Here is a 23,913-nt window from a genome sequence, read left to right as displayed (position 1 = left end):
ATCATCACCACGCTCCGCCCGATCCAGGCCGCCCTGATCCGCGCCGGCGACCACACCCAGCTGATCCCGGCCCACATCCCCCAGAACGCCGCCGACATCATTCACCAGATCACCGGTGAACCGGGACACTAAGCAAATGCATCAAGTCAGGTCACGGCGTCGGGTCGGGTCCTGGGCCGGCCGCGACCCACCCGCGGAACGCTGATATCGGCCAGGACATCGGCGAGCATCGCGCCGTCGTTGCGTTGCCCTCCGGTGACCACGATCGCCAACGGCCGGCCCTTGCCGTCCACCGCGTGATGGATCTTCGTGGTCAACCCACCGCGCGAGCGTCCGACGCCGTGACCCGCGGGTTCAACCTCATCCAACGGGGAATTCTTGTAATTCGAGCAAGCCCCCTGTGTCCTGCTCGGGGCGCGTGGTGTTCGATGCGTGCTGGTGGGCACGCGCGATCGTGGCGTCGACCGACACGCTCCACTCGATCTTCCCCTCGGCGTCCGCTTCAGCCAGGATCTGCGTCAGGACCCGGTCCCAGGTGCCGTCCTCGGCATAGCGGCGGTGGCGCTTCCACACGGTCTGCCAGGGCCCGTACTCCTCCCGAGGCAGATCACGCCACGGGATCCCGGTCCGGTACCGGTAGGCGATACCCTCCACCACCTTGCGATGCTCCCCGAAGGGGTGACCCCTATGGCCCTCATTCGAGGGCAGCAGCGGCTCGATCCGCGCCCACTCCTCATCACTGAACACCCGGAACCGCGAACGCACCTTGGCCATGGCCTCACACTGCCGCGCCCCTCACCCGCCATAAGGGAGACACGCCCTAGAGATCGCCCGACCGGCCCGGTAGTTGCAGCGTCCGCAGAGCAGTTACTGCGTGCAGCGGAAGCACCCCGTTGCCGAGCGCGGTGATCTGTTGATTCTGCGTCAGCTGGTCAGTACCGGTGACCCATCCAGTCGGCAGACTCATGAGCCACTCCACGAACGCGGGTGCCGGGCGGGGGCCGTCCGCGTCGTTCAGGAGGGCTGGCGCTGGCGCGGGGCGTCCGGTGATGTGTTCCCACCGGGCGATGGCGTCGGCGTAGCGTCCCCAGCGCTGAACAGTCCGTCGACCAGCGACCACAGCGTCTCCGACTCGGCTCTCCTGCTCGGTGAGCCCGCCGGTCCGTGGAGCGCGAAGTCGATGATCTGGTGCGACAGCGCGATCGTCCCGCGCCTCGCTCGCACCTGGTCGAGAGTCTCCCCGCCTCGCGATGAGTCCGTCGCCAGCGGGGTGCGAAACAGTGCGCCGGGCGAGGGCGAAGATGCGGAAGCGTTGGTGAGGAGCGCCGACAAGGGAAGCCGGTAGGCCGATCCATCGCGCATCCAGCCGCAGGTCGGCCAGATCGCCGAGAACGGCGCCGAGAGCCCGTAGAGGTCGAGCTGAGTTGTCTCCCAGATGCCACGGGTCGCGTTCCATGCCGCGAAGGGTTGCGCCGTCGGGGGTTGCGTCGCCGGGGTTGCGTCGTTCATGGTCGTCTCTTTCTGCGGGTGGGCGCGTCGCTGGCGAGGACAGCACCCCGCGGACGTTCTCGATGACTACCCATTCGGGCTGGAGCGCGTCGATAGCTGCGGCCATGTGTGCCCAGAGCCCGGAGCGCGTGCCGGGTGCGAGACCGGCGCGCTTGCCGACGGTGGAAACGTCCTGGCACGGAAAGCCTCCGATGAGGATGTCCACGGGCTCGACCTGGCTCCAGTCGATGATCGTGATGTCACCGAGGTTCGGTGCATCTGGCCAGTGGCGGGAGAAGACGCGGGCGACGGGCTCGTTGAGTTCGGAGAACCACACGGTGGTGGCGTTGAAGACGTGCTCGACGGCGAGGTCGAGGCCGCCGTAGCCGCTGAACAGCGATCCGATCCTGAGTTCTGAGTCGCCGCTGGTGTCGAGGTCGTGCATGAAGTCTGCTCCGGTGACGGTCGTCCCCGGCATCCGTGCCTCGTTGAGAACTGATGCCGAGTTGGTCACCTGTCAGGTGCACGACCCGGACACACGCCCGCCGCCCGAACCGAGCCACCCGAGCAGTCCCGTCCGCCGCCTCCACCTCCGGCCTTCGCTCCGGCCGCCGTCCGAGGTCACACGCGTCTTGCAGGTCGAGGTTTGTCAACCTAGGTTGACGGTGCATTCGCGCGGTCGTCGCCCGCTCACCTGTCCGTCGAAAGGCGGTGGTGTGGTGACGGTCTCGATGCGCGTGATGTCGGCGGGTGATGGCTACAAGTACCTGCTGCGCACGGTCGCGGCCGCGGACGGCGACCGTGAACTGTCCACACCGCTGACGAGGTACTACGTGGAGGCGGGCACGCCTCGGGGCCAGTGGCTGGGGTCCGGGGTCGCCTCGCTCGGCAAGGGTCAGCTCGCGGTGGGTGATCGGGTGTCGGAGGCTCAGCTTCAGCTCTTGATGGGGATGGGCCGTGACCCGATCACCGGCGACCCGCTCGGGCACGCGTTCCCCGCCTACCGGTCGGTGTCGGAAAGGATCGAGGCGCGGATCGCCGACCTTGACCCGGACCTGAGTCCGGGCGCGAAGGGCGAGGCGGTCGCGCGGATCGAGGCCGAGGAGAGCGATCGCGGCAGGCGGCGTGCGGTGGCGGGGTTCGATTTCACCTTCTCGGTCCCGAAGTCGGCCTCGGCGTTGTGGGCGGTTGCCGATGCCGGGACGCAGGCGCTCATTGGTGAGGTGCATCGCCGGGCGGTTGCGGAGGTGGTTACGTTCATGGAGCGCGAGGTTGCAGCCACCCGCACCGGCGCAACCGCCGGTGACGGAGCTGTTGCACAGGTCGATGTCACCGGGTTGGTGGCGACGGCGTTCGATCACTTCGACTCCCGCGCAGGCGACCCACACCTGCACACCCACGTCGTCATCTCCAATAAGGTCCAGACCGCGTTCGACGGCAAGTGGCGGTCTCTGGATGGGCGGCCGATGCACGCCGCGGTGGTCGCGCTCTCGGAGCTGCACGAGGCGGTGTTCGCCGATCACATGACCCGCACCTTCGGCGTCGAATGGGAAGCCAGGGACATGGGGCGGGACCGAAACCCGGCGTGGGCGATCAGCACCGTTCCGGAGGAGCTTGTCCAGGAGTTCTCTACTCGTGCCCGGCACATCGACGTCGAGAAGGATCGGTTGATCGCCGAGTACGTCGCCCGGCACGGCCGCCAACCCTCCACAGCCACGATCATCAAGCTGCGCGCCCAAGCCACCCTCGCCACGCGGCCAGAGAAGGAAGTCCGGTCACTGGCCGACCTCACCTCCGACTGGCGGACCCGCGCCACCGGCGTGCTCGGCCAGGACTCCACTGGATGGGCGCGCACGATCACCGACAACGACCAGCCGTTGCTGCTCCGAGCCGATGACGTGCCCCTGGACGCGATCGGCGAACTCGGGCAGACGGTGGTCGAGGTGGTGGGTGAGAAGCGGTCCACCTGGCGGCGGTGGAACCTGATGGCCGAGGCGTCCCGGCAAACGATGGGCTGGCGCTTCGCCACCATGCACGACCGGGAAGCCGTGGTTGCGATGGTCGCCGACGCCGCCGAGCAAGCCTCGGTGCGGCTGACGCCGCCCGACCTCGCCACTTCGCCGGCGACGTTCCGGCGGGGGGACGGCACGAGCGTGTTCAGGCCCAAGCACTCGACCGTGTTCTCCTCCGAGCTGCTGCTCGCCGCCGAAGAGCGGCTGCTCGACCGGTCCTGCACCCTGACCGCACCCACCGTGCCCGTGACGACCGTAGAGAAGATCACCAACAAGCCTGACCATGAGGGGCGAATGCTTGGTGAGGATCAGACCGACGTGCTCATGAAGATCGCGGTCTCTGGCCGGATGCTCGATGTGCTGGTCGGCCCGGCTGGCGCGGGGAAGACGACGGCAATGTCGGCCCTGCGACGGGCGTGGGAGAAGCAACACGGCAGTGGCTCCGTGGTCGGGTTGGCGCCGTCCGCTGTCGCGGCGCAGGTGCTCGCTGACGACCTCGGGATCAGATGCGAGAACACCGCGAAGTGGTGGCAGAACCACCTCATCCACGGCACCGACTTCGAGGCCGGTCAGCTCGTCATCATCGACGAAGCCTCCCTCGCCGGAACCCTCTCGTTGGACCGGATCACCCACCTGGCCGAACGAGCCGGGGCGAAGGTGCTGCTGGTCGGCGACTACGGCCAGCTCCAATCCGTGGATGCCGGCGGCGCCTTTGGGCTCCTCGTCGAAGATCGCAACGAGGCGCCCGAACTGGTCGACGTGCACCGCTTCACCCACGAGTGGGAGAAGACCGCGTCCCTCGCACTGCGGCACGGCCGCACCCAGGTGATCGACACCTACCTCGACCACGACCGCATCCACGAAGGCGAGGCCGAGGCGATGACCGACGCCGCATACGCCGCCTGGCACACCGACCGGAACCAAGGGCTGGTGTCGGTGCTGGTCGCCGAGACCCGCGACCGCACGACCGCCCTCAACCAGCGCGCCCGCGCCGATCTGATCCTCGACGGCACCCTGACACCAGGCCAGGAGGTAGAACTCACAGACGGGACCACAGCGGGGATCGGGGACACGATCATCACCCGCCGCAACGACCGCCGCCTCCGCAACGGTAAGGACTGGGTGCGCAACGGGGACACCTGGACCATCACCGGCGTCCGCGACGACGGCTCGGTATCGATCCGCAAGACCGGCCGCCGGTTCGGCGGCACCATCGTCCTCCCCACTACCTACGTGGCCGATCACGTCGATCTGGGCTACGCGATCACCGCGCATAGGGCGCAGGGCGTCACCGTCGACACCGCGCACGTGCTGGTGGAGCCGACCACCACGCGGGAGAACTTCTACGTCGCGATGACCCGCGGCAAGCACTCCAACCGCGCCTACGTGATCCTCGACCGCGCCGACGAGCACGCCTACCCGCACCCCGGCGACAACCCCGACGCCACCGCACACTCCGTGCTCTACGGGGTACTGCAACACGTCGGTGCCGAGCTGTCCGCGCACGAGACCATCACTGCCGAGCAGGAACACTGGGGCTCGATCGCTCAGCTCGCCCCCGAGTACGAGACCATCGCCGCCGCAGCCCAACACGACCGCTGGGCCATCCTCATCCGCAACGCCGGTCTCACCGCCGAACAGGCCGACGCAACGATCGAGTCCGAGGCGTTCGGAGCGCTCACCGCCGAACTCCGCCGCGCCGAGGCCAACCACCACGACCTCGACACCTTGCTCCCGCGCCTGGTCGCCGCACGAGGGTTCACCGACGCCGACGACATCGCCTCCGTACTCCACTACCGAGTCGCTCGCGCCACCGCCCGCCCGGCAGGCTCGGGCCGCACCCATAAGGCGCCACGGCTGATCGCCGGACTGATCCCCTCCGCGGACGGCTCGATGACCGACGATATGCGGCAAGCGCTCGATGAGCGGCGCGAACTGATCGAGGCCCGCGCAGACGCCGTGCTCGACACTGCCCGCGACGCCGGAGAAGCCTGGACGCGGCCACTCGGTGACCCGCCGCGCGACCCGCGCAAGACGGCGGCGTGGCGACGCCCCGCCCGCACCGTCGCCGCCTACCGCGACCGGTACGGCATAACCGACGACACACCCCTCGGCCCGGCACCGGAGAACGCGGCGCAGAAGATCGACGCCGCCCGCGCCAGCAGTGCGCTCGTACGGGCACGTGACATCGCTCGGCAGCGCCCGAGAGACGCAGAGCGACGACCGGTCGAGCAAGCTGCCCCCACCCGGAGCCTGTAATGCGACCCCTACCCGAGCCGCAGGCACGCTCCGACACGTGTAGATACGCCACATACTCGACTCCAAGCGAGACAATCGTCAGTGGGCAGCCCGGTCCCCATCAGAGTGGCCTAACTGCGCTAGGTGCTATCTCGACTACGAGGTGAGGAGGACGGGGCCGATGATGAGACAGCCTCGATGGTGCCGGCGCTGGGACGAGTGGCCGAGGCGGCAGCGATGAGCTACATGCCGCCAGATCTCGGTGCTCTCTACCTCCGTCATCGAGACGCTATGCACAAGGTTGCGGCCTCAGTGCTACGCGAGGCCGGTCGTGCGTCTGAGGCGGACGACGCGGTGCACGACGCGATCGTCTCAATCATGGCTTCGCCACCGGAGAATGTGCGGAACTGGGAAGCATTCCTAGTCACCGCGGCGAAGCGAAAGGCACTGGATCGAATCCGATCAGCCGAGGTACGGCACGCCGGGCCCGAGTTCGTCGAGGCCAGCCATGATCGCGCCGACGATTCCGACCTCGGGGAAGACGTAGCTGACGCCATTGACCAACAGGAAAGGGCTGGCCACGCGTGGGACTGTCTCTCGGTACTGGACGAACGCCATCGAAAGGCGGTGTGGGAGACCGCGGCGTTGGGACGGCCGCGATCCGAGGTGGCTACGGAACTGAGCGTGACTCCGGCACGTGTGAGCCAGATGACGACACGATCACTAGCACTCCTTCGAGAGGAAATGCGCAGAAGGGAGGAAGGGATCAATGAATAACGATGAACGCGACAGGCTTGTCGCCGAGCTTCTCGAACGACCGCTAGAGCGCGAACTGATCCTGCGTGACGCTGAGTTGACCGATCGAGAGCGCACAGAACTCGCTGGCATCGTTGAGACCGCGGACGCACTCTGGCTCGCGGCCCAAGGTGCGCCCGCGCTCGAAGACGACCCCGTGGCAGCAATGCTCGGTCTACTCCCTGACAGCGAATGTCGTCTCGACTCCGCTGCATTGTCTCGCGTAAGAAAGCGTGCGCGACTGAGCGTGAGCGACGTTGCCGCACGCCTGCGTGAGCGGGGGTGGGAGTTCGACAAGAGCGACGTGTTCAGGTGGGAGACTCGTTCAGCGACGGATGTATCTCCCGCCGTGGTTCAGGCAATCGCTGAAATCGTCGGAGCACCGGTAGACGACCTGATCTCGGCCCCATCGCTGTCTTCTCTGCCCGATCATGTAGGCGCGGTACGCGCGCATCCTCTGTTCGCACAACTCGTTGACCGCTGGTCGCAGGCCCGCCGAGTGTCACGCGCCGTGGCTACGGCGACGCTCGAAAGCCGGATGCTTGCGACCGTGCACCGCGGGGAGCACCCCGACACAGAGCAACTGTTGCGTTCGCTCGACGCCCTTGTCGCCTCTATCGAACAAGCCGACCGAGGGTAAGAGGCGTATGAACCTGGAAGGTTGTGTTGATCAGGCACTGTCCCTGCTGACGGATGATGTGCGAGCCCGCTTCGCAGGGAACCCGACGAGCGTCCTCCGCACCGACCTCGACCTGACCGTCAGCGCTGTCGAACACCTAGCCAGTTCCCGTGACGACGGTGGCGCATGTGATGGCGTGTCGTTCCTCCAAGACGGGGTGATCCTCTACGCACCCACGCCGTGGAGTCGGCGCGAGAACTTCACACTCGCCCACGAACTCGGGCACTGGCTCGCCGAGAGGGCTCCAGACATCTATGACTGGATCGCCGACCAGGACGAGCCTGGTCGCCTTCTCGAAACGGTCTGCGACCAGATCGCTCAACGCTTGCTTCTACCCGAGTCTGCGGCAACAGCGGTCATTGCTAGCGGCCCGATCAGAGCACAGCACCTGATCGACCTCTATAACGCCACTCAGGCAAGCCGACCAGTGTGCGCGATCGCTCTCGCCAAGCACCTGCCCGGCCTGGGGGCGATCGCCATCATCGACCGCTACACCGGCACCGTCACGCACGCCAGCGTCAAGCCCGACCCCGAGCAAGGCTGGCCCACCGTCTTCCCTTGGCGAGACCAGAAGCTCACCGAAGGCCACCCGCTGCTCAACCTGACACCAGGAGCATCTACTGCTCGACGCCTAGCCTGGCGGACCCCTTGGGGTACCCAAGCAGACTTCTACGTCGACGCCGTCAGCGACGACAAGCGCGCCATCGTCGTGTTCTGCGACCTAGACCTCTGGAATGTTGAGCAGTTCCATGCGCCCATCCAGCGCGACTTCGACAGCCGTCCGCTGCTCACTGGCTCATGTTGTGGGACGACGTTCGAGCGGCGAGGGTACCCGTGCTCGAACTGTGGCCAGCCGTTCTGCCCTCGTTGCGGCGATTGCCGCTGCGAGCGAGACGCCAAGCGTGAAGTGGTCTGCACTGAGTGCTTTCTCCAGTTCCAGCCACATCTCGTCGTCGACGGCCTCTGCGTGGACTGTCGCTCCTGACGCTAACTCCGCACGGCCCTATCTCGACTACCCAGTGAGAGCCCCCGCTGACTCGGGCTTGGGCTGTCGGAATGGAGGTGAAGGAGATGGCTAAGAACACCGGACGAGGACACCGCGTCGGTGCCGTGAAGAGTCGCAGCGAGTTCAAGCGTGGCACGACGTGGTTCAAGCGCGACGCCGGTACCGGTCGCATCCTCAACGGCAGCCCCAAGCAGCACAAGGGCGTCCGCAACGAGAAGTGACTTCGTGGCCGGCGGCGCCGTGGTGTCGCCGGCCCAACACTGCGGCGGGCGTGCAGTACAGAACCGATTCGATCACAGCAGGAGGACGGCATGGCAGTTCACTGGGTCAACTACGACCTCAACAAGGCGGGACAGGACTACACCAAGCTCATCGACTACTTGAAGTCGCACCAGAGCTGGGCGAAACCCCTCAAGAGCAGCTTCTTCGTGAAGACATCCCTGACAGCGGCGCAGCTTCGAGACGGAGCCAAGAAGCACGTCGACGCGAACGACGACATCGTCGTCGTGACGGTCACCGCCAATCCTGGGCCACCCACAGTATTCCCTCGGACGTGAACGAGTGGCTGAAGAAGAACCTCTAGTGTCCGACTGGGCACACGGTTCAGCGCGCCAAGGGCGGATGACAACGTCCTCTGCGGATCGATGCCGTTTCCGTCGAAGCAACCCGATCTTCGAGCCCGAAGGAGTGTCGGTGCCCCGACGTAGGATACTTACATGGGTGTAGTTCGCGCAAATTCGACGGGCACCGGCGGCGAAACGCCTTCCGGGCCGCTCGACGTGCTCGGCCACCAGGACCACTTGTCGGCGACAGACGAGCCGACCAGGCCGCCGTCCGATCGTTTCCAGATTCTCGCCCTCGATGGCGGGGGAGCCAAGGCACTGTTCACCGCTCACGTGCTCGCGCGGCTGGAACAGGACCTCGACGTCAGCATCAGGGACTCGTTCGACTTGATCGCCGGCACGTCGGCGGGTGGGATCGTCGCGCTCGGGTTGGGTGCCGGTCTCACCCCGAGCGAGATCGTGGCGCACTACGAAGAACTGGTCGAGGCGGTTTTCCCGGCCGTGCGCCGGCGACTGTGGCGGCGACCTCGGCAACTCACTGCACCCATCTACGACGGCGATGCGCTGCGTACCGCCTTGACGAAGGTGCTTGGCGAAGGGCTGCTGGGAGACAGCGCGAAGCGGTTGGTCATCCCGGCCTGGGACGTGCAACGAGGCTCCGTGCACATCTTCAAGACGCCGCACCACACACGGCTCGTCCGAGACTGGCGCATCCCGATGGTGGACATCGCGATGGCGACCTCGGCGGCACCGCTCTACTTCCCTGCCGCGCGTGTCGATGGACACCGCCTCATCGACGGGGGCGTGTGGGCGAACAACCCCTCTGTCGTCGCGATCGCCGAGGCCGTGAGCATGCTCCATGTGCCGCTGGCGTCGATCAGGGTGCTCAACGTCGGCACCATCGACCAGCTCACAAACCACCCCAAGCGCCTCGACCGCGGCGGGCTGTTCAACTGGGCGAAGCCGATCGCGCCACTGATCCTCACAGCCGGCAGCCGTGGCGGACAGGGCATCGCTGAACATCTGATCGGCAAGTCCGCTTTCACCAGGTTCGATGCTCTCGTGCCGGGCGGACTGTACGCACTCGACTCGGCAGACCCGAGCGATGTCGCCGGCCTCGCCGCGTCTGTCAGCCGCGAGCTCAGCCCCATCTACACCGCGCGGTTCGCAGATCATCGCGCGGCCGACTACACACCGTTGATCGGAGACCGACACCGCGGCGACCCGACCAGCACGTCGACCACGGAGGTCTCCCGATGAAGCTCACTGACTACTTCAACGTCCTGCTCAAGGACACCGTCAACCTCGGCCAGGTGAAGCTCGACTCGCTCGACTCTCGCGTCGAGGCGGTCTACAAGGTGTTGAAGGCCGACGAACAGATCGGGCACTTGATCCTCGGCAAGACGCCGCAGGGATCGTGGGCACACAAGACGATCATCAACCCGGTCGGTGACAACGAGTTCGACGCGGACTTCATGCTCGACATGAGCGAGAACGCGGACTGGTCCGACGATCCCAAGAAGTACATTGAGGAGATCTACGCGGCTCTGCACCGCCACAGCATCTACGGGAACATGCCGCACTCACGCAAGTGCCGCTGCGTCCGACTCGTCTACGCGAACTCCATGCACCTCGACATCGTGCCGCATCTCAACCTCGCCGACGGACGCGAAGTCATCGTCAACCGCGACGACAACGACTGGGAGTTGACCGACCCGCAGGGTTTCACCGACTGGATGAAGGACAAGGACGCGCTCGCAAAGGGAAACCTCCGCAAGGTCATCCGACTCATGAAGTACCTGCGCGACCACAAGAACTCCTTCACCGGCACCCGGTCCATCCTTCTGACGACACTTCTCGGCGAGCAGGTCACCGAACTGCGCACGCTGCTCGACCCCAGCTACTACAGCGACGTGCCGACCGCCCTCCTGCACATCGTCAAAGACCTCGACGTTTGGCTCCAGGAAAACCCGAGCACGCCGCCTGTCGCCGACCCGTCCGGGTCGGGTGTGTACTTCGGGCACCGATGGGGTTCTGATCCCGAGAAGGCGCAGGCGACCTACAGCTACTTCCGGGACCGCATTCACATCCACGCCGCCGAAATCGAGGAAGCGTACGCGGAGGAGAATAAGGAGCGCAGCATCGAGCTGTGGCAGGGCATCTTCGGTGACGGCTTCAAGGCCACGGCGACCTCGTCCAGCAGCGCGAAGTTCCCGGCAGCAGCTCCCGCGGCCGCTTCCACCGTGGGGCGGTCTGGCCGCGCGGGATGAGCCGCCGCAACCGGGCCACGCTGTCGGCCTGGCAGAAGTATCTTGTTGACGAGTTGAGATTGCTCGCCAGGGAGCGACCCCAAGACGTGCGGATAGTCCAGCAACCCCAGCTCGACACTGACGGCGACGCCACCCTCCGACTCCGGCTCCGCACCGCCGACATCCCTCACCACGCCGGAGGGCTGGAACTCGGAGACGACGAGCAGTTCATCGTCCGGATTCGCCCTTCGATGTTCATGCCCCCCAGCGCCGAGGTTGACCACACTCGGTTCGTCGGTTTCCCGCACGTCCCTCAAGGGCAGCGGCTCTGTATCTACCTCGACCCGTCCCGCGAGTGGCGCCCTTCCTCAGGAATGGCCGGGTTCCTCAGCCGACTGTGGGACTGGCTCACCGATGCAGCGGCCGGCGCGTTCGATCCCTCGACCGCGATGTACCACGCTGTCGGAGGCGTGCTTCACCAAGCCGACGGCACGCCCACCATCGTCGTCCGCGAACCCGGGCCACTGAAGCGGCAGCAGATCGCTCGGCTTATCACCCGCTCACCGCACCGCTACGACCTCACCTACTCGACCGACCGCGACGGCCACCGTACGCCCGTGTTCGTGCTCGCGAGCGACCTCCCGTTCGGCGCGGCGTCCACCTTCGCGCTGTTCCTGACGCTCCTGGACGACCCGAACCTTGACCGCGCCGATCGACGATCACCAGAGGTCTCACCGCAGTCGCCCGCGTTCCTTACCTCGCTCCTCGCCAGCGCTCTACGGAACCCTGACGGCACCGAGCAGTACTTCGTGCTTGCCGTGCCCCACCCCACAAGCGGACCGCATCATCTTCTCGGTGGACGCCTCCCCGCGACTACCGCCGACGCCCTCCGGCGCCTTGCCAAGAAGTACGGGACCGCGGTCAACCTCGATCCCGCGATCATCAACTCCGACATCCCCATTGAATGGTGCAACATGTCCGACGAGCGGCAAGAGGTCACGATCCGGCGCGACGACAACCGTCCCGTCAACGGCTTCCAAGGAAAGACCGTTCATGTCTGGGGCTGCGGCGGACTGGGGTCATGGCTCGCCGAGTTCATCGCACGTGCCGGAGCCAGCGCCATCACTGTCTGCGACCCGGGCACCGTCACCGGCGGACTGCTCGTGCGACAGAACTACACTGAAGCCGACATCGGCCAGACGAAGGCCGACGCCCTCGCCACGCGCCTCCGCGCGATCCGCGACGACCTGACTGTCACCGTCGCAGAAGGCAACGTCCCCGACCCAGGCGTCTCTCTCGCCGCGGACCTCATCATCGACGCCACCGTCAGCCACAGCATCGCCACCTACCTCGACACCCTCGCCGGCGAAGAACGCACGGCACTCATTGCCCAGGTCGCCACCGACGCCAGGACGGGATCGCTCGGTATCGCCAACATCTGCGCACCAGGTACCACCTGCGCACCGTCTGAGCTTGACGACCAGGCAGGACGCTCGGTAGTGGCAGATGGTGGGTTGGAGCTGTACCACCGGCTCTGGGAGGACGCAGCCGAGGGCGACGAACTGATCCCCACCAGAGGATGCTCGGTACCCACGTTCCACGGCTCGGCCGCAGACCTCGCAGCCGTCGCCGCGACACTCGTCAACATGATCGGCCTGCACCTCCAACAGGCAGAGGCACCTGTTTCAGGAACCCACCTCATCGCCCTGCCACACGCACCAGCAGGCCCACGACATCACTTCCTTCCCGCGGCGTCGGACACTCCCGGATGAGGTAGCGCGGGGGTTACGCCTGTCGGTGCTCCGGCGTACAGTGGAAGCCGAGGCAGGTTCTCCTCGATTGCGGGTCCTTCGGGACGGCCCAGCTTGAGCGCTCATACACGTACTGCCTCCTCGACGGAGAGACACGTGTGACGAGAGGCCCGCCATGATCCGCCTGATCTGGACGCTCAGCGCCCACACCCGCTACTACCTGCGCCGCTACATGCCCACCAACCGGCTGCTCGACGCGATACGACGCCGCCACAACCTGCGGTGGGGCATCCCCGCGATGCTCCTCGCCGCGCCCTACCTGCTGATCGTGAGCATCTGCACCAACGTCATCGCTGACGGTGGTCCCGGCTGGCTGCACCTGGTGGTGTTGTGGGCGGCCTGGAACTCAATGAAGCTCATCATCATGGGACCAGTCAGCCTCGTCCTGCTGGCCCGTGCCCGTGCCCAGGAAGCGATCGTCCGGCGCCGCGCCCGCCGTCGAGCCGCGGCCTACGAGGCGCACCGTCAGGTCCAGGCCGACGTGCTCTGCTGAACACGTCCAGCTCGCATGATGCCCTCGACCGGGCCAGCACCTTCGCGAGCGATGCCACCTGGGAGCCTGCACCGTCCGCGTTTGCGGCTCGCGTGGGGATCGCCGATGCTCTGACGGTCGCCCACCGTAGACTTCGAGTACAAGCGATGCTCGGCGGGAGGTGAGGGATGGCTGGCTCTGGGGAGCACTTCAAGGCGCTCGTACGTAGTCACGGAAGTGGCGACGACGACGCCTTCTACTCCGTTGCGCTGCAAGTCGCTGCGCAGGCCGCGCGACAGGGCCATCACCGTCTCGCGGCCGACCTCAAGGCGGCCGTGGACAACTCCCGGGTCGAGCGTCCGAAGAAGGTCACCTCCATCGCACAACCGCGAGGCGACCTCTCCGACCTGGTGATCGCCTCCCACCCCATGGTCGGACTAAAAGAACTCGTCCTGCCCGAGGAGCTCGCCGCCCAGGTGCGTCGCGTCTTGAGCGAGCAGCGTCAACGCAAGCAACTTCTGGATCATGGGTTCGAGCCGGCCCACCGCCTTCTCTTCGAGGGACCGCCAGGTACGGGCAAGACTATGACCGCCGCGGTACTCGCGCACGAACTGTCCCTGCCTTTGCTGACGATCAGGCTCGACAGCCTGATGAGCAAGTTCATGGGCGAGACCGCCAGCAAGCTGCGAGTGATCTTTGAGGCGGTCGCGGCGCAACGCGCGGTCTACCTGTTTGATGAGTTCGACGCACTCGGCGGTGACCGAGCGGGAAACGACGTCGGGGAAGCGCGCCGCATCCTCAACTCATTCCTGGTCTTCTTGGAGAACAGCTCGTCCGAGAGCCTCGTCGTTGCGGCAACCAACCACCGTTCGATCCTGGACAAGGCGCTGTTCCGTCGATTCGACATGGTGCTCAACTACTCTCTGCCGGACGCGAAGCAGGCCGCGGCTGTTATGCGCGGAAGACTCGGTTCGCTCGCCAGAGGGCTCCGTTGGGCGACGCTGGACGACGAGATGACCGCGCTTTCCCACGCCGACCTGGTACGAGCCGCTGAGTCCGCCGCTAAGAGCGTCATCCTCGCTGGTGGCACGCGAGTAACCGCGGACGATATCCGCGAAGCGCTGCGGTCCCGGCAGGCGGCGAGCCTTGGCTGAGGGACAGGAACACCTCAGCCACCTTCTTGTAAGAGATCGAGCAGCAGACGAGGAGTTCCGCCGCCGGGGTGGACCTGACCCGAAGATCCGGCCCATCGAGGACCGCGCCGGTCACGGTGGTGGACGCCTGAGCGAGTTGCAGTCGGCGTTCTCCAGCATCGACCAGGAACGAGCCGACCAGCTGACCGAGGCTGAACTCCGCGCCCTCGGCACCATCATCACGCTGGAGGGCGAAGACCCAGCCTACCCGCTGAAGCTCGACACCCTCCAGCAGTTCACGACGCATCGCGCCCCGAACCGCAGACGACCGAAGTGGCTCCTGCTCTCTGTCCTACCCGCGGACGAGGCCAATGGCACCCCCGAGCGGGCAACCGTGTGGGTCAGCGACGACTACCGTCCGACGTTCCTCCAGCTCTTCGAGGACTACCTCGCGAAAGAGTCGCCAAAGGGCAAACCAAGAAACAACGAACTTGTCGCCAACATCGCACGCATCCGCGCCACTGTCCTTGCCGACCTCTGGCAATCCGATGGCAGCCCGTCAGAAGGGACGACGACATGGTGGGAGATATGGTTACGGCCCAGTGCTGACGGGCCCGATCTCATGCGGCGCTTCGCCGAGGCCTCAGGGCTGACCGTCTCGGAGCGTCTCCTGCGGCTCGTGGACCGCGACGTCATGTGGGTCGAGGCGACCTGGGCACAACTTGAGGTCCTGCCGTTCACCGCCGTCCCGGTTGCCGAGATTCGACGCCCCGAATTCATCGACTCCATCGAAGACCTCACCTCCGAGGAGCAAGCCGAGTACGCCGATGACCTGGCTAAGCGGTTAGAGCCCGCCGACGAACTCCAGCCCGCTGTTTGCCACCTCGACACCGGCGTCGCCAGGGACCATGTCCTCATCCAGGGCTCCCTCGCACCGCAGGACCTGCACACCGTCCTCGGGATCAGCGGCTACGACCAAGACGGACACGGCACCAAGATGGCGGGGCTCGCACTGCTGGGCGACAGGATGGACCACCACCTCCTCGCCTCACAAACCGTCACGTTGCGTCATCGACTCGAATCGGTGCGCATCCTTCCCACAGGAACTGAGACGCAGCACGATCCCCGCGCCTATGGAGACGTCACTGCGCAGGCCGTGTCGCTGCCAGAAATCGCCGCGGCCCGGCGTCGCGTGTTCTGCATGCCGGTCAGCACAACTACCGATACTCCCGGCAAACCCGGTCAGCCCACCTTGTGGTCGGCCACCGTCGACGCACTGGCCGTCGGTGCCAGCATCGTCAGCGACCGAGATGAACTCCGTCTGCTCGCACCGCCAGACAACGACGCCGCCCGCCTGCTGATCGTCTCCGCAGGCAACGTCACCGGCACCTACGTCGCTGACCACCTCGCCGAGTCCGACACCGCCGCAGTGCGCGATCCCGGACAAGCATGGAACGCACTCACCGTCGGCGCCTACACCGACCTGGACACCGTGCCAAGCGACCCCGCCTACGCGGGATGGTCGACGCTGGCACGGCAAGGCGACCTCTCACCGCACAGCCGTACCTCGCTCCCATTCGGTAACCGGCCCTGGCCGATCAAGCCCGACATCGTCCTGGAGGGCGGCAACGTGCTTCACGACGGCGGTTCCATGTTCGAGCCAAACCACCCTGCATTGTCCCTTCGGACCACCGGCCTCACCAACGACCAGGCACTGGCATCGGCCAACGCCACCAGCGCCGCGACCGCGCAAGCCGCCAGGCTCGCAGCGGTCGTGATGGCGACCTACCCCGAATACTGGCCCGAGACCGTACGCGCGTTGCTCGTGCACGCGGCCGAGTGGACGCCGACAATGCGCCATGAGATCGACCAGGCACGGCGCAGGGGGCTCCAGGCTCAGCAAATGCTGCTCCGGCGCTACGGGTGGGGCGTGCCGACCGAGGAACGGGTCCTGTTCTCGTCCGACCGTGCGGTCACGCTCGTCGTGCAGGACGAGTTCGTGCCCTTCGAGGGTGACGACTTCAAAGTTCCCGCGTTCCGCCTGCACGACCTTCCCTGGCCGCGTGAGGTACTGCAAGACCTCGGCTCGGCTTCGGTGACCCTGCGTGTCACCCTCTCCTACTTCATCGAGCCCACCGCGTCCCGCCGAGGCTGGCGCCAGCGATACAAGTACGCATCACACGGGCTCCGATTCGAACTGCAAGACCCGCTTGAGTCCGAGTCGCAGTTCGTCCAACGAGTCAACCACGAAGCCCGCACCGAGGAGTCCGGCGGTCGCCCCGAATCCGGACAAGTGTCCTGGCTCGTCGGCGCCAACCAGCGCCTGTACGGCTCCCTGCATCAAGATCTCTGGGAGACGTCTGGTGCGGAACTCGCCGACACCGGCAAGGTAGCCGTCTACCCTGTCGGCGGCTGGTGGAAGAACACCAAGAACCGCGACCGCGTCGACCGTGCGGTGCGATACGCGCTGGTCATATCGCTCAAGACCGACGCCACGGGAGTGGACCTCTACACGCCAGTGGCGAACACACTCCACGTCCCGGTCGAGATTCCGATCGAGTGACATCTTCACCAGCCGACCGGCCCGCATGACTCCTCGGCGGCTCAGGCGCCCTGTCGGCGCCGGCCGCTGGGCCGGATCGCGACTCCCGCTGCGGCGATCGCCCGCCGCGCAGCCTGCTGACTCACTCCGAACCGCAACCCCAGCTCTATCAGCGTCAAGCCACCGACATACAGTTCGGTCGCCTCGGCGAGGTGCCGTTCATCCAGACCTCGCCTGCGGATTGGGACTGACCGGCGGACAAGGTGGGCGGCCGCCGTGCGACGGTGCACGCTGAACCGCGCGCCCAGCTCAACCAGCGTCGCGCCCTCCTCGTACCCGGCCACCAACTCGTCCACCTGCGCTGGGCTCAGAAAGGTTTGAGTCATCCCAACTGCACGCACCATCCGACCCCGCTCGTCCATTACAGACGGCTCCAGCGGCCTGCGGTCCCGCTGGTAGACGCCCCGCGACCTGCGAGAAGCCACAGTTTTCAAGGCTGAGCAAGGGTTCTCAAACTCCCTACGGAGGTCCACCCGAAGATCGCGGTTCACGCTGCAGATTTCGACGGTTCGACCGCGCATTCCCCGCGGTGCGCCGGTGCGCGCGGTGCGCCGGTGCGCGAACAGTTCCAGGTGTCTGTCGCCTCGTTCGGTGATGACCGATCTCCCGGCGTCGATCTGGCGTCGAAGAATGCCGGTAGCCGAGTCGACCGGGGGGTGAGGCGGCGAGTTTGGCGCCCGAGCGGGGAATACCCTGGGGGGGTACCGGTGTTATGGTGGGTCGACGGCCACCTCTGGCGCAGTCACTGACGAAAGGAATCCATCATGGCCACGAGCGAGTACCAGGTCACCGGCATGACGTGCGGACACTGTGAGATGTCGGTCCGCGAAGAGGTTTCCCAGATCCCCGGCGTCGACGAAATCCAGGTGAGCGCCCAGACCGGCAAGCTCGTCGTCGGGTCCGCGAACCCGGTCGACGACGCGGCCGTGCTCGCCGCGGTCGATGAGGCCGGCTACTCGGCCGTGCGAGCCTGATGAACGCCGCGGGGGGATCGGACCGCGACGCCGCCGGTGCAACTGCCGGCCGGGGCGTCCGGTTCGCCTCGGAGCATCCCGTCCGGTCAGCCTGAGAGAAAAGAGACCACCATGAGCACCGAAGCCCCTGCGGGCTCGACCGCGGATACTGCCGTCGAACTCCAGATCGGCGGGATGACCTGCGCCTCCTGCGCGATGCGGATCGAGAGGAAGCTGAACAAGCTCGACGGCGTCGCGGCGACGGTGAACTACGCCACCGAGAAGGCGAAGGTCACCGTGCCGGCCGGATACGATCGTGCCCTGTTGATCGCCGAGGTGGAGAGGACCGGCTACACCGCAGCGCTCCCGGCACCGAAGGAGACGAAGAGCGAGGGAGGCCCGACCGGGAACGAGGATCCGGAGGACCCGGAGCTGACGTCGCTGCGGAACCGGTTGTTCGTGTCGATCGCGCTGACGATCCCGGTCATCGCGATGGCGATGATTTCGGCGTTGCAGTTCACCTACTGGCAGTGGGCGTCACTGGCACTGGCGGCGCCCGTGATCGTGTGGGCTGCGTTGCCGTTCCACAGGGCGGCGTGGACGAACCTCAAACATGGCACCGCGACGATGGACACCCTCATCTCGATGGGCGTTTCCGCCGCGTTCCTGTGGTCGCTGTACGCGCTGTTCTTCGGCACCGCCGGTATGCCGGGGATGAGACACCCGTTCACCCTGACTCTGGCGCGCTCCGACGGTGCTGCGAACATCTACCTCGAGGTCGCCGCCGGCGTGACGATGTTCATCCTGGCCGGTCGCTACTTCGAGAAGCGATCCAAGCGCCAGGCGGGGGCTGCGCTGCGCGCACTGCTGGAGATGGGCGCCAAGGAAGTGTCGGTGCTGCGCGCCGGGGTCGAGACGAAGATCCCGGTCGAGGAGCTGCAGGTCGGTGACGACTTCGTCGTCCGGCCCGGTGAGAAGATCGCCACCGATGGAGTGGTCGTGTCGGGCACGTCCGCCGTGGACGCCTCCATGCTCACGGGTGAGTCCGTGCCCGTCGAGGTCGGCGAGAGCGACCCGGTGACCGGGGCGACGGTGAACGTGGGCGGCCGCCTGGTCGTGCGCGCCACCCGCATCGGCTCCGACACGCAACTCGCGCAGATGGCCAAGCTCGTCGAGGACGCGCAGACCGGGAAGGCGGAGGTGCAGCGCCTGGCCGACCGGATCTCCGGGATCTTCGTTCCGATCGTGATCGTGATCGCGGTGGTCGCGCTCGGTGCCTGGCTCGCTGCCGGTTTCCCTCTCACCGCAGCGTTCACCGCCGCGGTCGCGGTTCTCGTGATCGCCTGCCCCTGCGCCCTCGGCCTCGCCACGCCGACCGCGTTGCTGGTCGGCAGCGGCCGCGGCGCGCAGATGGGCATCCTGATCAAGGGCCCTGAGGTGTTGGAATCGACCCGCAAGGTCGACACCGTCGTGCTGGACAAGACCGGCACCGTCACCACCGGAAAGATGACCCTCGTCGACGTCGTCACCGAGGCCGGCACCGACCGGGACGACCTGCTTCGCCTCGCCGGCGCGCTCGAGGACGCCTCCGAGCACCCCATCGCGCAGGCCATCGCGAAGGGCGCCACCCAGCAGGCCGGACCCTTGCCCGTCGCGGAAGGGTTCACCAATCTCGAGGGCAAGGGTGTGCAGGGCGTCGTCGACGGGCACGCGCTCATCGTCGGCCGCGAGTCACTGCTGGCCGAATGGTCGCTGCACCTGAGCGCCGAGGTCGCGTTCGCCAAGGCGCAGGCCGAGAGCGAGGGCAAGACCGTCGTCGCCGTCGGCTGGGATGGTGCCCCACGCGGCATCCTCATCGTCGCGGACACGGTCAAGCCGACCAGCAAGGAGGCGATCGGCCAGCTCAAGGCGCTGGGCCTGACTCCCGTGCTCCTCACCGGTGACAACGAGGCGGTCGCCCGCCAGATCGCGGCCGAGGTGGGGATCGACCAGGTCATCGCCGAGGTCCTGCCCAAGGACAAGGTCGACGTCGTCACCCGCCTGCAGGGTGAGGGGAAGGTCGTCGCGATGGTCGGCGACGGCGTCAATGACGCTCCCGCGCTCGCGCAGGCCGACCTGGGCCTGGCGATGGGCACCGGCACCGACGTCGCGATCGAAGCCTCCGACCTCACGCTGGTCCGTGGCGACCTGCGCAGCGCAGCCGACGCGATCCGCCTCTCGCGGAAGACGCTCAGCACGATCAAGGGAAACCTGTTCTGGGCCTTCGCCTACAACGTGGCGGCGATTCCCGTCGCTGCACTCGGGCTGCTGAACCCGATGCTCGCCGGCGCCGCCATGGCGTTCTCCAGCGTGTTCGTCGTGGGCAACAGCCTGCGCCTGCGCGGCTTCAAGAGTATCGCGCGCTGACCGGCCACCCCGCCGGCGCACCACCACCCGGATCCGAAGGGATACCGCCCACGTCCGGGTGCGCGGCATGAGCCGCAGCCTCGCAGGACGAACACGTGTTATACCCCCGCCGGGTATATGCTCGATGGGTCTGCGAAGCATGCCGCTTCGGACCGACGGCGTGAACCTCGCCCTCGACGAACGACGGAAGGAACACCTGCCATGAGCCATGATCACGATCACCACCACGAAGCGCCCGCGAGCACTCCGGCCGACGACGTCGTCGACTGCCCGGTGATGCCCGGGAGCACCGTCAGCAAGAGCGTCGCCGAGGCGCAGGGTCTCTACCGGGACTACAAGGGCGAGCGTTACTGGTTCTGCTGCTCCGCCTGCGGCCCCCGCTTCGACGCTGACCCGGAGAAGTACGTCAACGCCGCCTGACCGGCCGTCCCGGGGCCCGTGAGATCACCGCTCCCGAGCCCCGACCCTCTCGACTCACATCACCGAGCGGAGTGTCACGGTCACGACTTCACAAGCCGGGCGATGGCGTCGGACGCCTCCTTGATCTTCGCCTCCGCCTCCGGTCCGCCGGTCTTCGAGGCGTCGACCACGCAGTGCCTGAGGTGGTCGTCGAGCAGGCCGAGGGCGACGTTCTCCAGGGCGCTGGTGAGGGCACTGATCTGGGTGAGAATGTCGATGCAGTAGGTGTCCTCGTCGATCATCCGGTGAATGCCGCGGGCCTGCCCCTCGATCCGCTTGAGTCGGGCGAGGTACCGGTCCTTGTCGCTGATGTAGCCGTGGACGGGGCCGGAGCCGGTGATGGACGACGATGTGGTGGCCATATGGCAGCTTCCTTCTTCTCGGCTGCTGGAAGGGGGTCCGGCGGTCCCGGAAGGCCGCGGTGTTGGGAGTCGGCGCGAAGTCGAGGCGGCACAGCAGCGGACTGAGCGCATCCCACGGTGGTGGGCGCACAAACCCGATCGGGACGGGCAGGCACATGCCTTCGACCATCTTATACCCCCGCCGGGTATTCGTTGGTGGACGGAAGGCGCTCAGTCGATCGATCAGCCGGCTGTGGCGGCTCATGTCTTGAACTGCTGCCGCCTCGCCGATCGACCGTGGACGGCAGCGAGCGCTGTCGGCGGACTGTCGCAGGAACCTGAGAGGCTGGGAACATGAGCCCGACCCCGCAGCAGACATTCTCGGACGACCAACAGGAGGGTCGACCGTCCCCCCGCGACGGCGGCCTGTACGCCGAGGCCCTCGACGTGCTGCACGCCCTCACCGGCAACCCGGACGCCCAGTTCCACCCCGGCCAGTACGAGGCGATCGAGGCGCTGGTCGCCGACCACCGGCGCGCCCTCGTCGTCCAGCGCACCGGTTGGGGCAAGTCGGCGGTCTACTTCCTCGCGTCGCTGATGCTGCGCCGCCGCGGCGCCGGACCGGCGCTGATCGTCTCCCCGCTGCTCGCCCTGATGCGGGACCAGATCGCCGCCGCCGAGCGAGCCGGGGTGCGCGCCGTGGCGATCAACTCCGCGAATGCGACCGAGTGGTCCGACATCTCGGGCCGGCTCGCCGCGGACGACGTCGACGTGCTGCTCATCTCGCCCGAACGGTTGACCAACCCGCGTTTCCGCGCCGAGCAGCTGCCTGACCTGATCCGCCGGTGTGCCCTCGTCGTGATCGACGAGGCGCACTGCATCTCCGACTGGGGGCACGACTTCCGGCCCGACTACCGGCGGATCCGGGATCTGCTGGCCGAGCTGCCCGACGGGGTGCCCGTGCTCGCCACGACGGCGACGGCGAACGCCCGCGTGGTCGCCGACGTCGCCGAGCAACTGGACGTGCGGCTGGTGAACGGCGGGAGCCAACGCCCCCACGACGGCGTCTTCACCCTACGGGGGCCCCTCGCGCGCAGCTCGCTACGCCTCGGCGTGCTGCGGCTGGGCAACAACACTGACCGGCTCGGCTGGCTGTTGCAGCACCTCGGCGAGCTGACCGGCTCCGGCATCATCTACGCGCTGACGGTCGCCGCCGCCGAGGACACCGCCCGCGCGCTCGCGGCCGCCGGACACCACGTGCGCGCCTACACCGGCCGCACCGATCCGGCGGACCGGCAGGTCTTGGAGGACGCGCTCAAGGGCAACCGGGTCAAGGCACTGGTGGCCACGAGTGCGTTGGGGATGGGGTTCGACAAGCCGGACCTCGGGTTCGTCATCCATCTCGGGGCACCGTCCTCCCCGGTCGCCTACTACCAGCAGGTTGGCCGCGCCGGCCGGTCCGGCGCCGACGCGGACGTCCTGCTTCTGCCCGGCATCGAGGACGAGAACATCTGGCAGTACTTCGCCACGGCCTCGATGCCGCGGAAGGAGAAGGCCGAGGCGGTGATCGCCGAACTGACCCGCGCGGGGACGGCGTTGAGTGTGCCCGCGCTGGAGGCCCGCGTCGACCTGCGCCGCACCCCGCTGGAACTGCTGCTCAAGGTGCTCGCCGTGGACGGCGCGATCGAGAAGGTCGCCGGCGGCTGGCAGGCGACCGGAGTGCCCTGGGAGTACGACGCCGACCGGTACGCCGGGATCGCCGCCGCCCGGAAGGCCGAGCAGCAGGCGATGCTCGAGTACGAGCGGACCACCGGTTGCCGGATGGAGTTCTTGACCCGGCAGCTCGACGACGATGACGCCGCACCCTGCGGGCGGTGCGACCGTTGTGCCGAGCCCTGGTATCCGGCCGCCGTCGACACCGGCAGCACCGAGCGCGCCGCCGGAGCGCTTGCCGCGGCCGGCGTCGAGATCGAGCCACGCAGCACCTGGCCCTCCGGCATGGACCGGCTCGGCGTGAGCACCACCGACGGCGCACCGGTCAAGGGCAAGATTTCCGAGCCGGACCGCGCCGAGCCCGGCCGGTCACTGGCCCGGCTCTCCGATCTCGGCTGGGGTGGCCGCCTGCGGGAACTGTTCGAGACGTCCGTGGGCGAGTCCGGTGCCGACGGTCCGCGGGACGGCGAGCTGCCGCCCGATCTCGGCAAGGCGTGTGTCCGGGTGCTCCGCGAGTGGGACTGGGCGCGCCGTCCGGCCGGCGTGGTCGCGCTCGGCTCCCGGACCCGACCACAGCTGATCACCTCCCTGGCCCGTGGACTCGCCGAGGTCGGCCGGTTGCGCTACCTCGGCGAGATGCCGGTCCGGGACGGCCATCCGGCGTCCCGCCCGGGCGGCAACAGCGCCTTCCGGCTCGCCGGGGTGTGGGGCGGGCACGTCGTCACGCCCGAGTTGGCCGCGGCCCTGGCGGAGCTGGACGGAGAACCCGTGCTGCTGGTCGACGACCTGGTCGACTCCCGCTGGACACTCACCGTGGCCGCCCGGGACCTGCGCCGAGCCGGTGCGGGCGCCGTGCTGCCGTTCACGCTCGCCTCGGCGGGGTGAGGGTGGTGCAGGACGGTGGCCGCCCCGCACAGGCGGACGGTCCGCTGGAAGCGATCTGCGCCCGCTGTATCTGTAGAACATTTGTCTGACGCCCGATAGGATGGAGGG

19 protein-coding genes and 1 pseudogene are annotated in these 23,913 nt (G+C 67.2%); 16 read left to right on the top strand and 4 right to left on the bottom strand.

Features of this window, described 5'->3' with window-relative positions; all coding sequences use genetic code 11:
* Positions 1-152 precede the first annotated feature (152 nt).
* Both BKD30_RS00505 and BKD30_RS00500 read right to left on the bottom strand, forming a co-directional pair.
* A pseudogene (locus tag BKD30_RS00505) lies at positions 153-774 on the bottom strand (IS5 family transposase); the annotation flags it as partial.
* Positions 775-820: 46 nt separating this feature from the next.
* Complete coding sequence (locus BKD30_RS00500; protein ID WP_235861214.1) at positions 821-2,002, bottom strand: DNA cytosine methyltransferase; 1,182 nt, start codon at positions 2,000-2,002, stop codon at positions 821-823.
* A gap of 217 nt (positions 2,003-2,219) precedes the next feature.
* Here BKD30_RS00500 and mobF point away from each other — a divergent pair, with 217 nt between their 5' ends.
* The 12 genes from mobF (at position 2,220) to BKD30_RS00445 (ending at position 17,009) form a co-directional block, all read left to right on the top strand.
* Positions 2,220-5,759 carry a MobF family relaxase gene (gene mobF, locus BKD30_RS00495; protein ID WP_076700556.1) on the top strand — a complete coding sequence of 1,180 codons (3,540 nt, stop codon included), beginning with the start codon at positions 2,220-2,222 and terminating at the stop codon, positions 5,757-5,759.
* 177 nt (positions 5,760-5,936) lie between these two features.
* Positions 5,937-6,515, top strand: coding sequence for a sigma-70 family RNA polymerase sigma factor (locus tag BKD30_RS00490; RefSeq protein ID WP_328586881.1), 579 nt, complete (start codon positions 5,937-5,939; stop codon positions 6,513-6,515).
* A complete protein-coding gene (locus BKD30_RS15695; protein ID WP_076700534.1) occupies positions 6,508-7,173 on the top strand; it encodes a helix-turn-helix domain-containing protein in 666 nt (221 codons plus the stop codon). Before BKD30_RS00490 ends, BKD30_RS15695 begins: the two co-directional genes overlap by 8 nt.
* Positions 7,174-7,180: 7 nt before the next feature.
* Positions 7,181-8,197 carry an FYVE zinc finger domain-containing protein gene (locus tag BKD30_RS00480; protein ID WP_076700531.1) on the top strand — a complete coding sequence of 339 codons (1,017 nt, stop codon included), beginning with the start codon at positions 7,181-7,183 and terminating at the stop codon, positions 8,195-8,197.
* An 86-nt stretch (positions 8,198-8,283) separates the two neighbouring features.
* Positions 8,284-8,439 carry a hypothetical protein gene (locus BKD30_RS16220; RefSeq protein WP_162841963.1) on the top strand — a complete coding sequence of 52 codons (156 nt, stop codon included), beginning with the start codon at positions 8,284-8,286 and terminating at the stop codon, positions 8,437-8,439.
* A gap of 90 nt (positions 8,440-8,529) precedes the next feature.
* Entirely contained in the window at positions 8,530-8,775 is a 246-nt protein-coding gene (locus tag BKD30_RS00475; RefSeq protein ID WP_076700527.1) for a hypothetical protein, read from the top strand.
* A gap of 159 nt (positions 8,776-8,934) precedes the next feature.
* Positions 8,935-10,041 carry a CBASS cGAMP-activated phospholipase gene (locus BKD30_RS00470; protein WP_076700524.1) on the top strand — a complete coding sequence of 369 codons (1,107 nt, stop codon included), beginning with the start codon at positions 8,935-8,937 and terminating at the stop codon, positions 10,039-10,041.
* Between the two features lie 53 nt (positions 10,042-10,094).
* The gene (locus BKD30_RS00465) at positions 10,095-11,051 is read left to right on the top strand and encodes an SMODS domain-containing nucleotidyltransferase (RefSeq protein WP_235861213.1); all 957 of its coding nucleotides are present in this window, start codon (positions 10,095-10,097) and stop codon (positions 11,049-11,051) included.
* Positions 11,048-12,802: a ThiF family adenylyltransferase gene (locus BKD30_RS00460; protein ID WP_076700518.1), complete on the top strand. Its 1,755-nt coding sequence runs from the start codon at positions 11,048-11,050 to the stop codon at positions 12,800-12,802. Before BKD30_RS00465 ends, BKD30_RS00460 begins: the two co-directional genes overlap by 4 nt.
* Positions 12,803-12,956: 154 nt before the next feature.
* Positions 12,957-13,334, top strand: coding sequence for a sulfate permease (locus BKD30_RS00455; RefSeq protein ID WP_076700515.1), 378 nt, complete (start codon positions 12,957-12,959; stop codon positions 13,332-13,334).
* Positions 13,335-13,501: 167 nt separating this feature from the next.
* On the top strand, positions 13,502-14,467 hold the full coding sequence (locus tag BKD30_RS00450) for an AAA family ATPase (protein ID WP_076700513.1): 966 nt from the start codon (positions 13,502-13,504) through the stop codon (positions 14,465-14,467).
* Positions 14,460-17,009, top strand: a complete 2,550-nt coding sequence (locus tag BKD30_RS00445; RefSeq protein ID WP_076700509.1) for a S8 family peptidase — start codon at positions 14,460-14,462, stop codon at positions 17,007-17,009. Before BKD30_RS00450 ends, BKD30_RS00445 begins: the two co-directional genes overlap by 8 nt.
* Before the next feature lie 41 nt (positions 17,010-17,050).
* On the opposite strand, the gene BKD30_RS00440 is transcribed toward BKD30_RS00445, so the two are convergent.
* Positions 17,051-17,374 (bottom strand): hypothetical protein, encoded by a 324-nt coding sequence (locus BKD30_RS00440; RefSeq protein WP_235861212.1) that lies wholly within the window; start codon positions 17,372-17,374, stop codon positions 17,051-17,053.
* Positions 17,375-17,812: 438 nt separating this feature from the next.
* On the opposite strand from BKD30_RS00440, the gene BKD30_RS00435 reads away from it, so the two are divergent.
* The 3 genes from BKD30_RS00435 (at position 17,813) to BKD30_RS00425 (ending at position 20,827) form a co-directional block, all read left to right on the top strand.
* The gene (locus BKD30_RS00435) at positions 17,813-18,022 is read left to right on the top strand and encodes a heavy-metal-associated domain-containing protein (RefSeq protein ID WP_076700505.1); all 210 of its coding nucleotides are present in this window, start codon (positions 17,813-17,815) and stop codon (positions 18,020-18,022) included.
* Positions 18,023-18,133: 111 nt separating this feature from the next.
* Positions 18,134-20,407, top strand: a complete 2,274-nt coding sequence (locus tag BKD30_RS00430; RefSeq protein WP_076700501.1) for a heavy metal translocating P-type ATPase — start codon at positions 18,134-18,136, stop codon at positions 20,405-20,407.
* Positions 20,408-20,608: 201 nt separating this feature from the next.
* Positions 20,609-20,827 carry a YHS domain-containing protein gene (locus tag BKD30_RS00425; RefSeq protein WP_076700497.1) on the top strand — a complete coding sequence of 73 codons (219 nt, stop codon included), beginning with the start codon at positions 20,609-20,611 and terminating at the stop codon, positions 20,825-20,827.
* Between the two features lie 80 nt (positions 20,828-20,907).
* Here BKD30_RS00425 and BKD30_RS00420 read toward each other — a convergent pair whose 3' ends face one another.
* Positions 20,908-21,228: a metal-sensitive transcriptional regulator gene (locus BKD30_RS00420; protein ID WP_076700493.1), complete on the bottom strand. Its 321-nt coding sequence runs from the start codon at positions 21,226-21,228 to the stop codon at positions 20,908-20,910.
* A gap of 333 nt (positions 21,229-21,561) precedes the next feature.
* Between BKD30_RS00420 and BKD30_RS00415 the strand changes: the two genes are divergently transcribed.
* Positions 21,562-23,805, top strand: coding sequence for a DEAD/DEAH box helicase (locus BKD30_RS00415; protein ID WP_083955871.1), 2,244 nt, complete (start codon positions 21,562-21,564; stop codon positions 23,803-23,805).
* Positions 23,806-23,913 lie beyond the last annotated feature (108 nt).

Origin of the sequence: Tersicoccus phoenicis (assembly GCF_001968835.1) — a bacterium.
Classification (GTDB): domain Bacteria; phylum Actinomycetota; class Actinomycetes; order Actinomycetales; family Micrococcaceae; genus Tersicoccus; species Tersicoccus phoenicis.
This window is presented reverse-complemented; position numbering and strand designations above follow the sequence as displayed.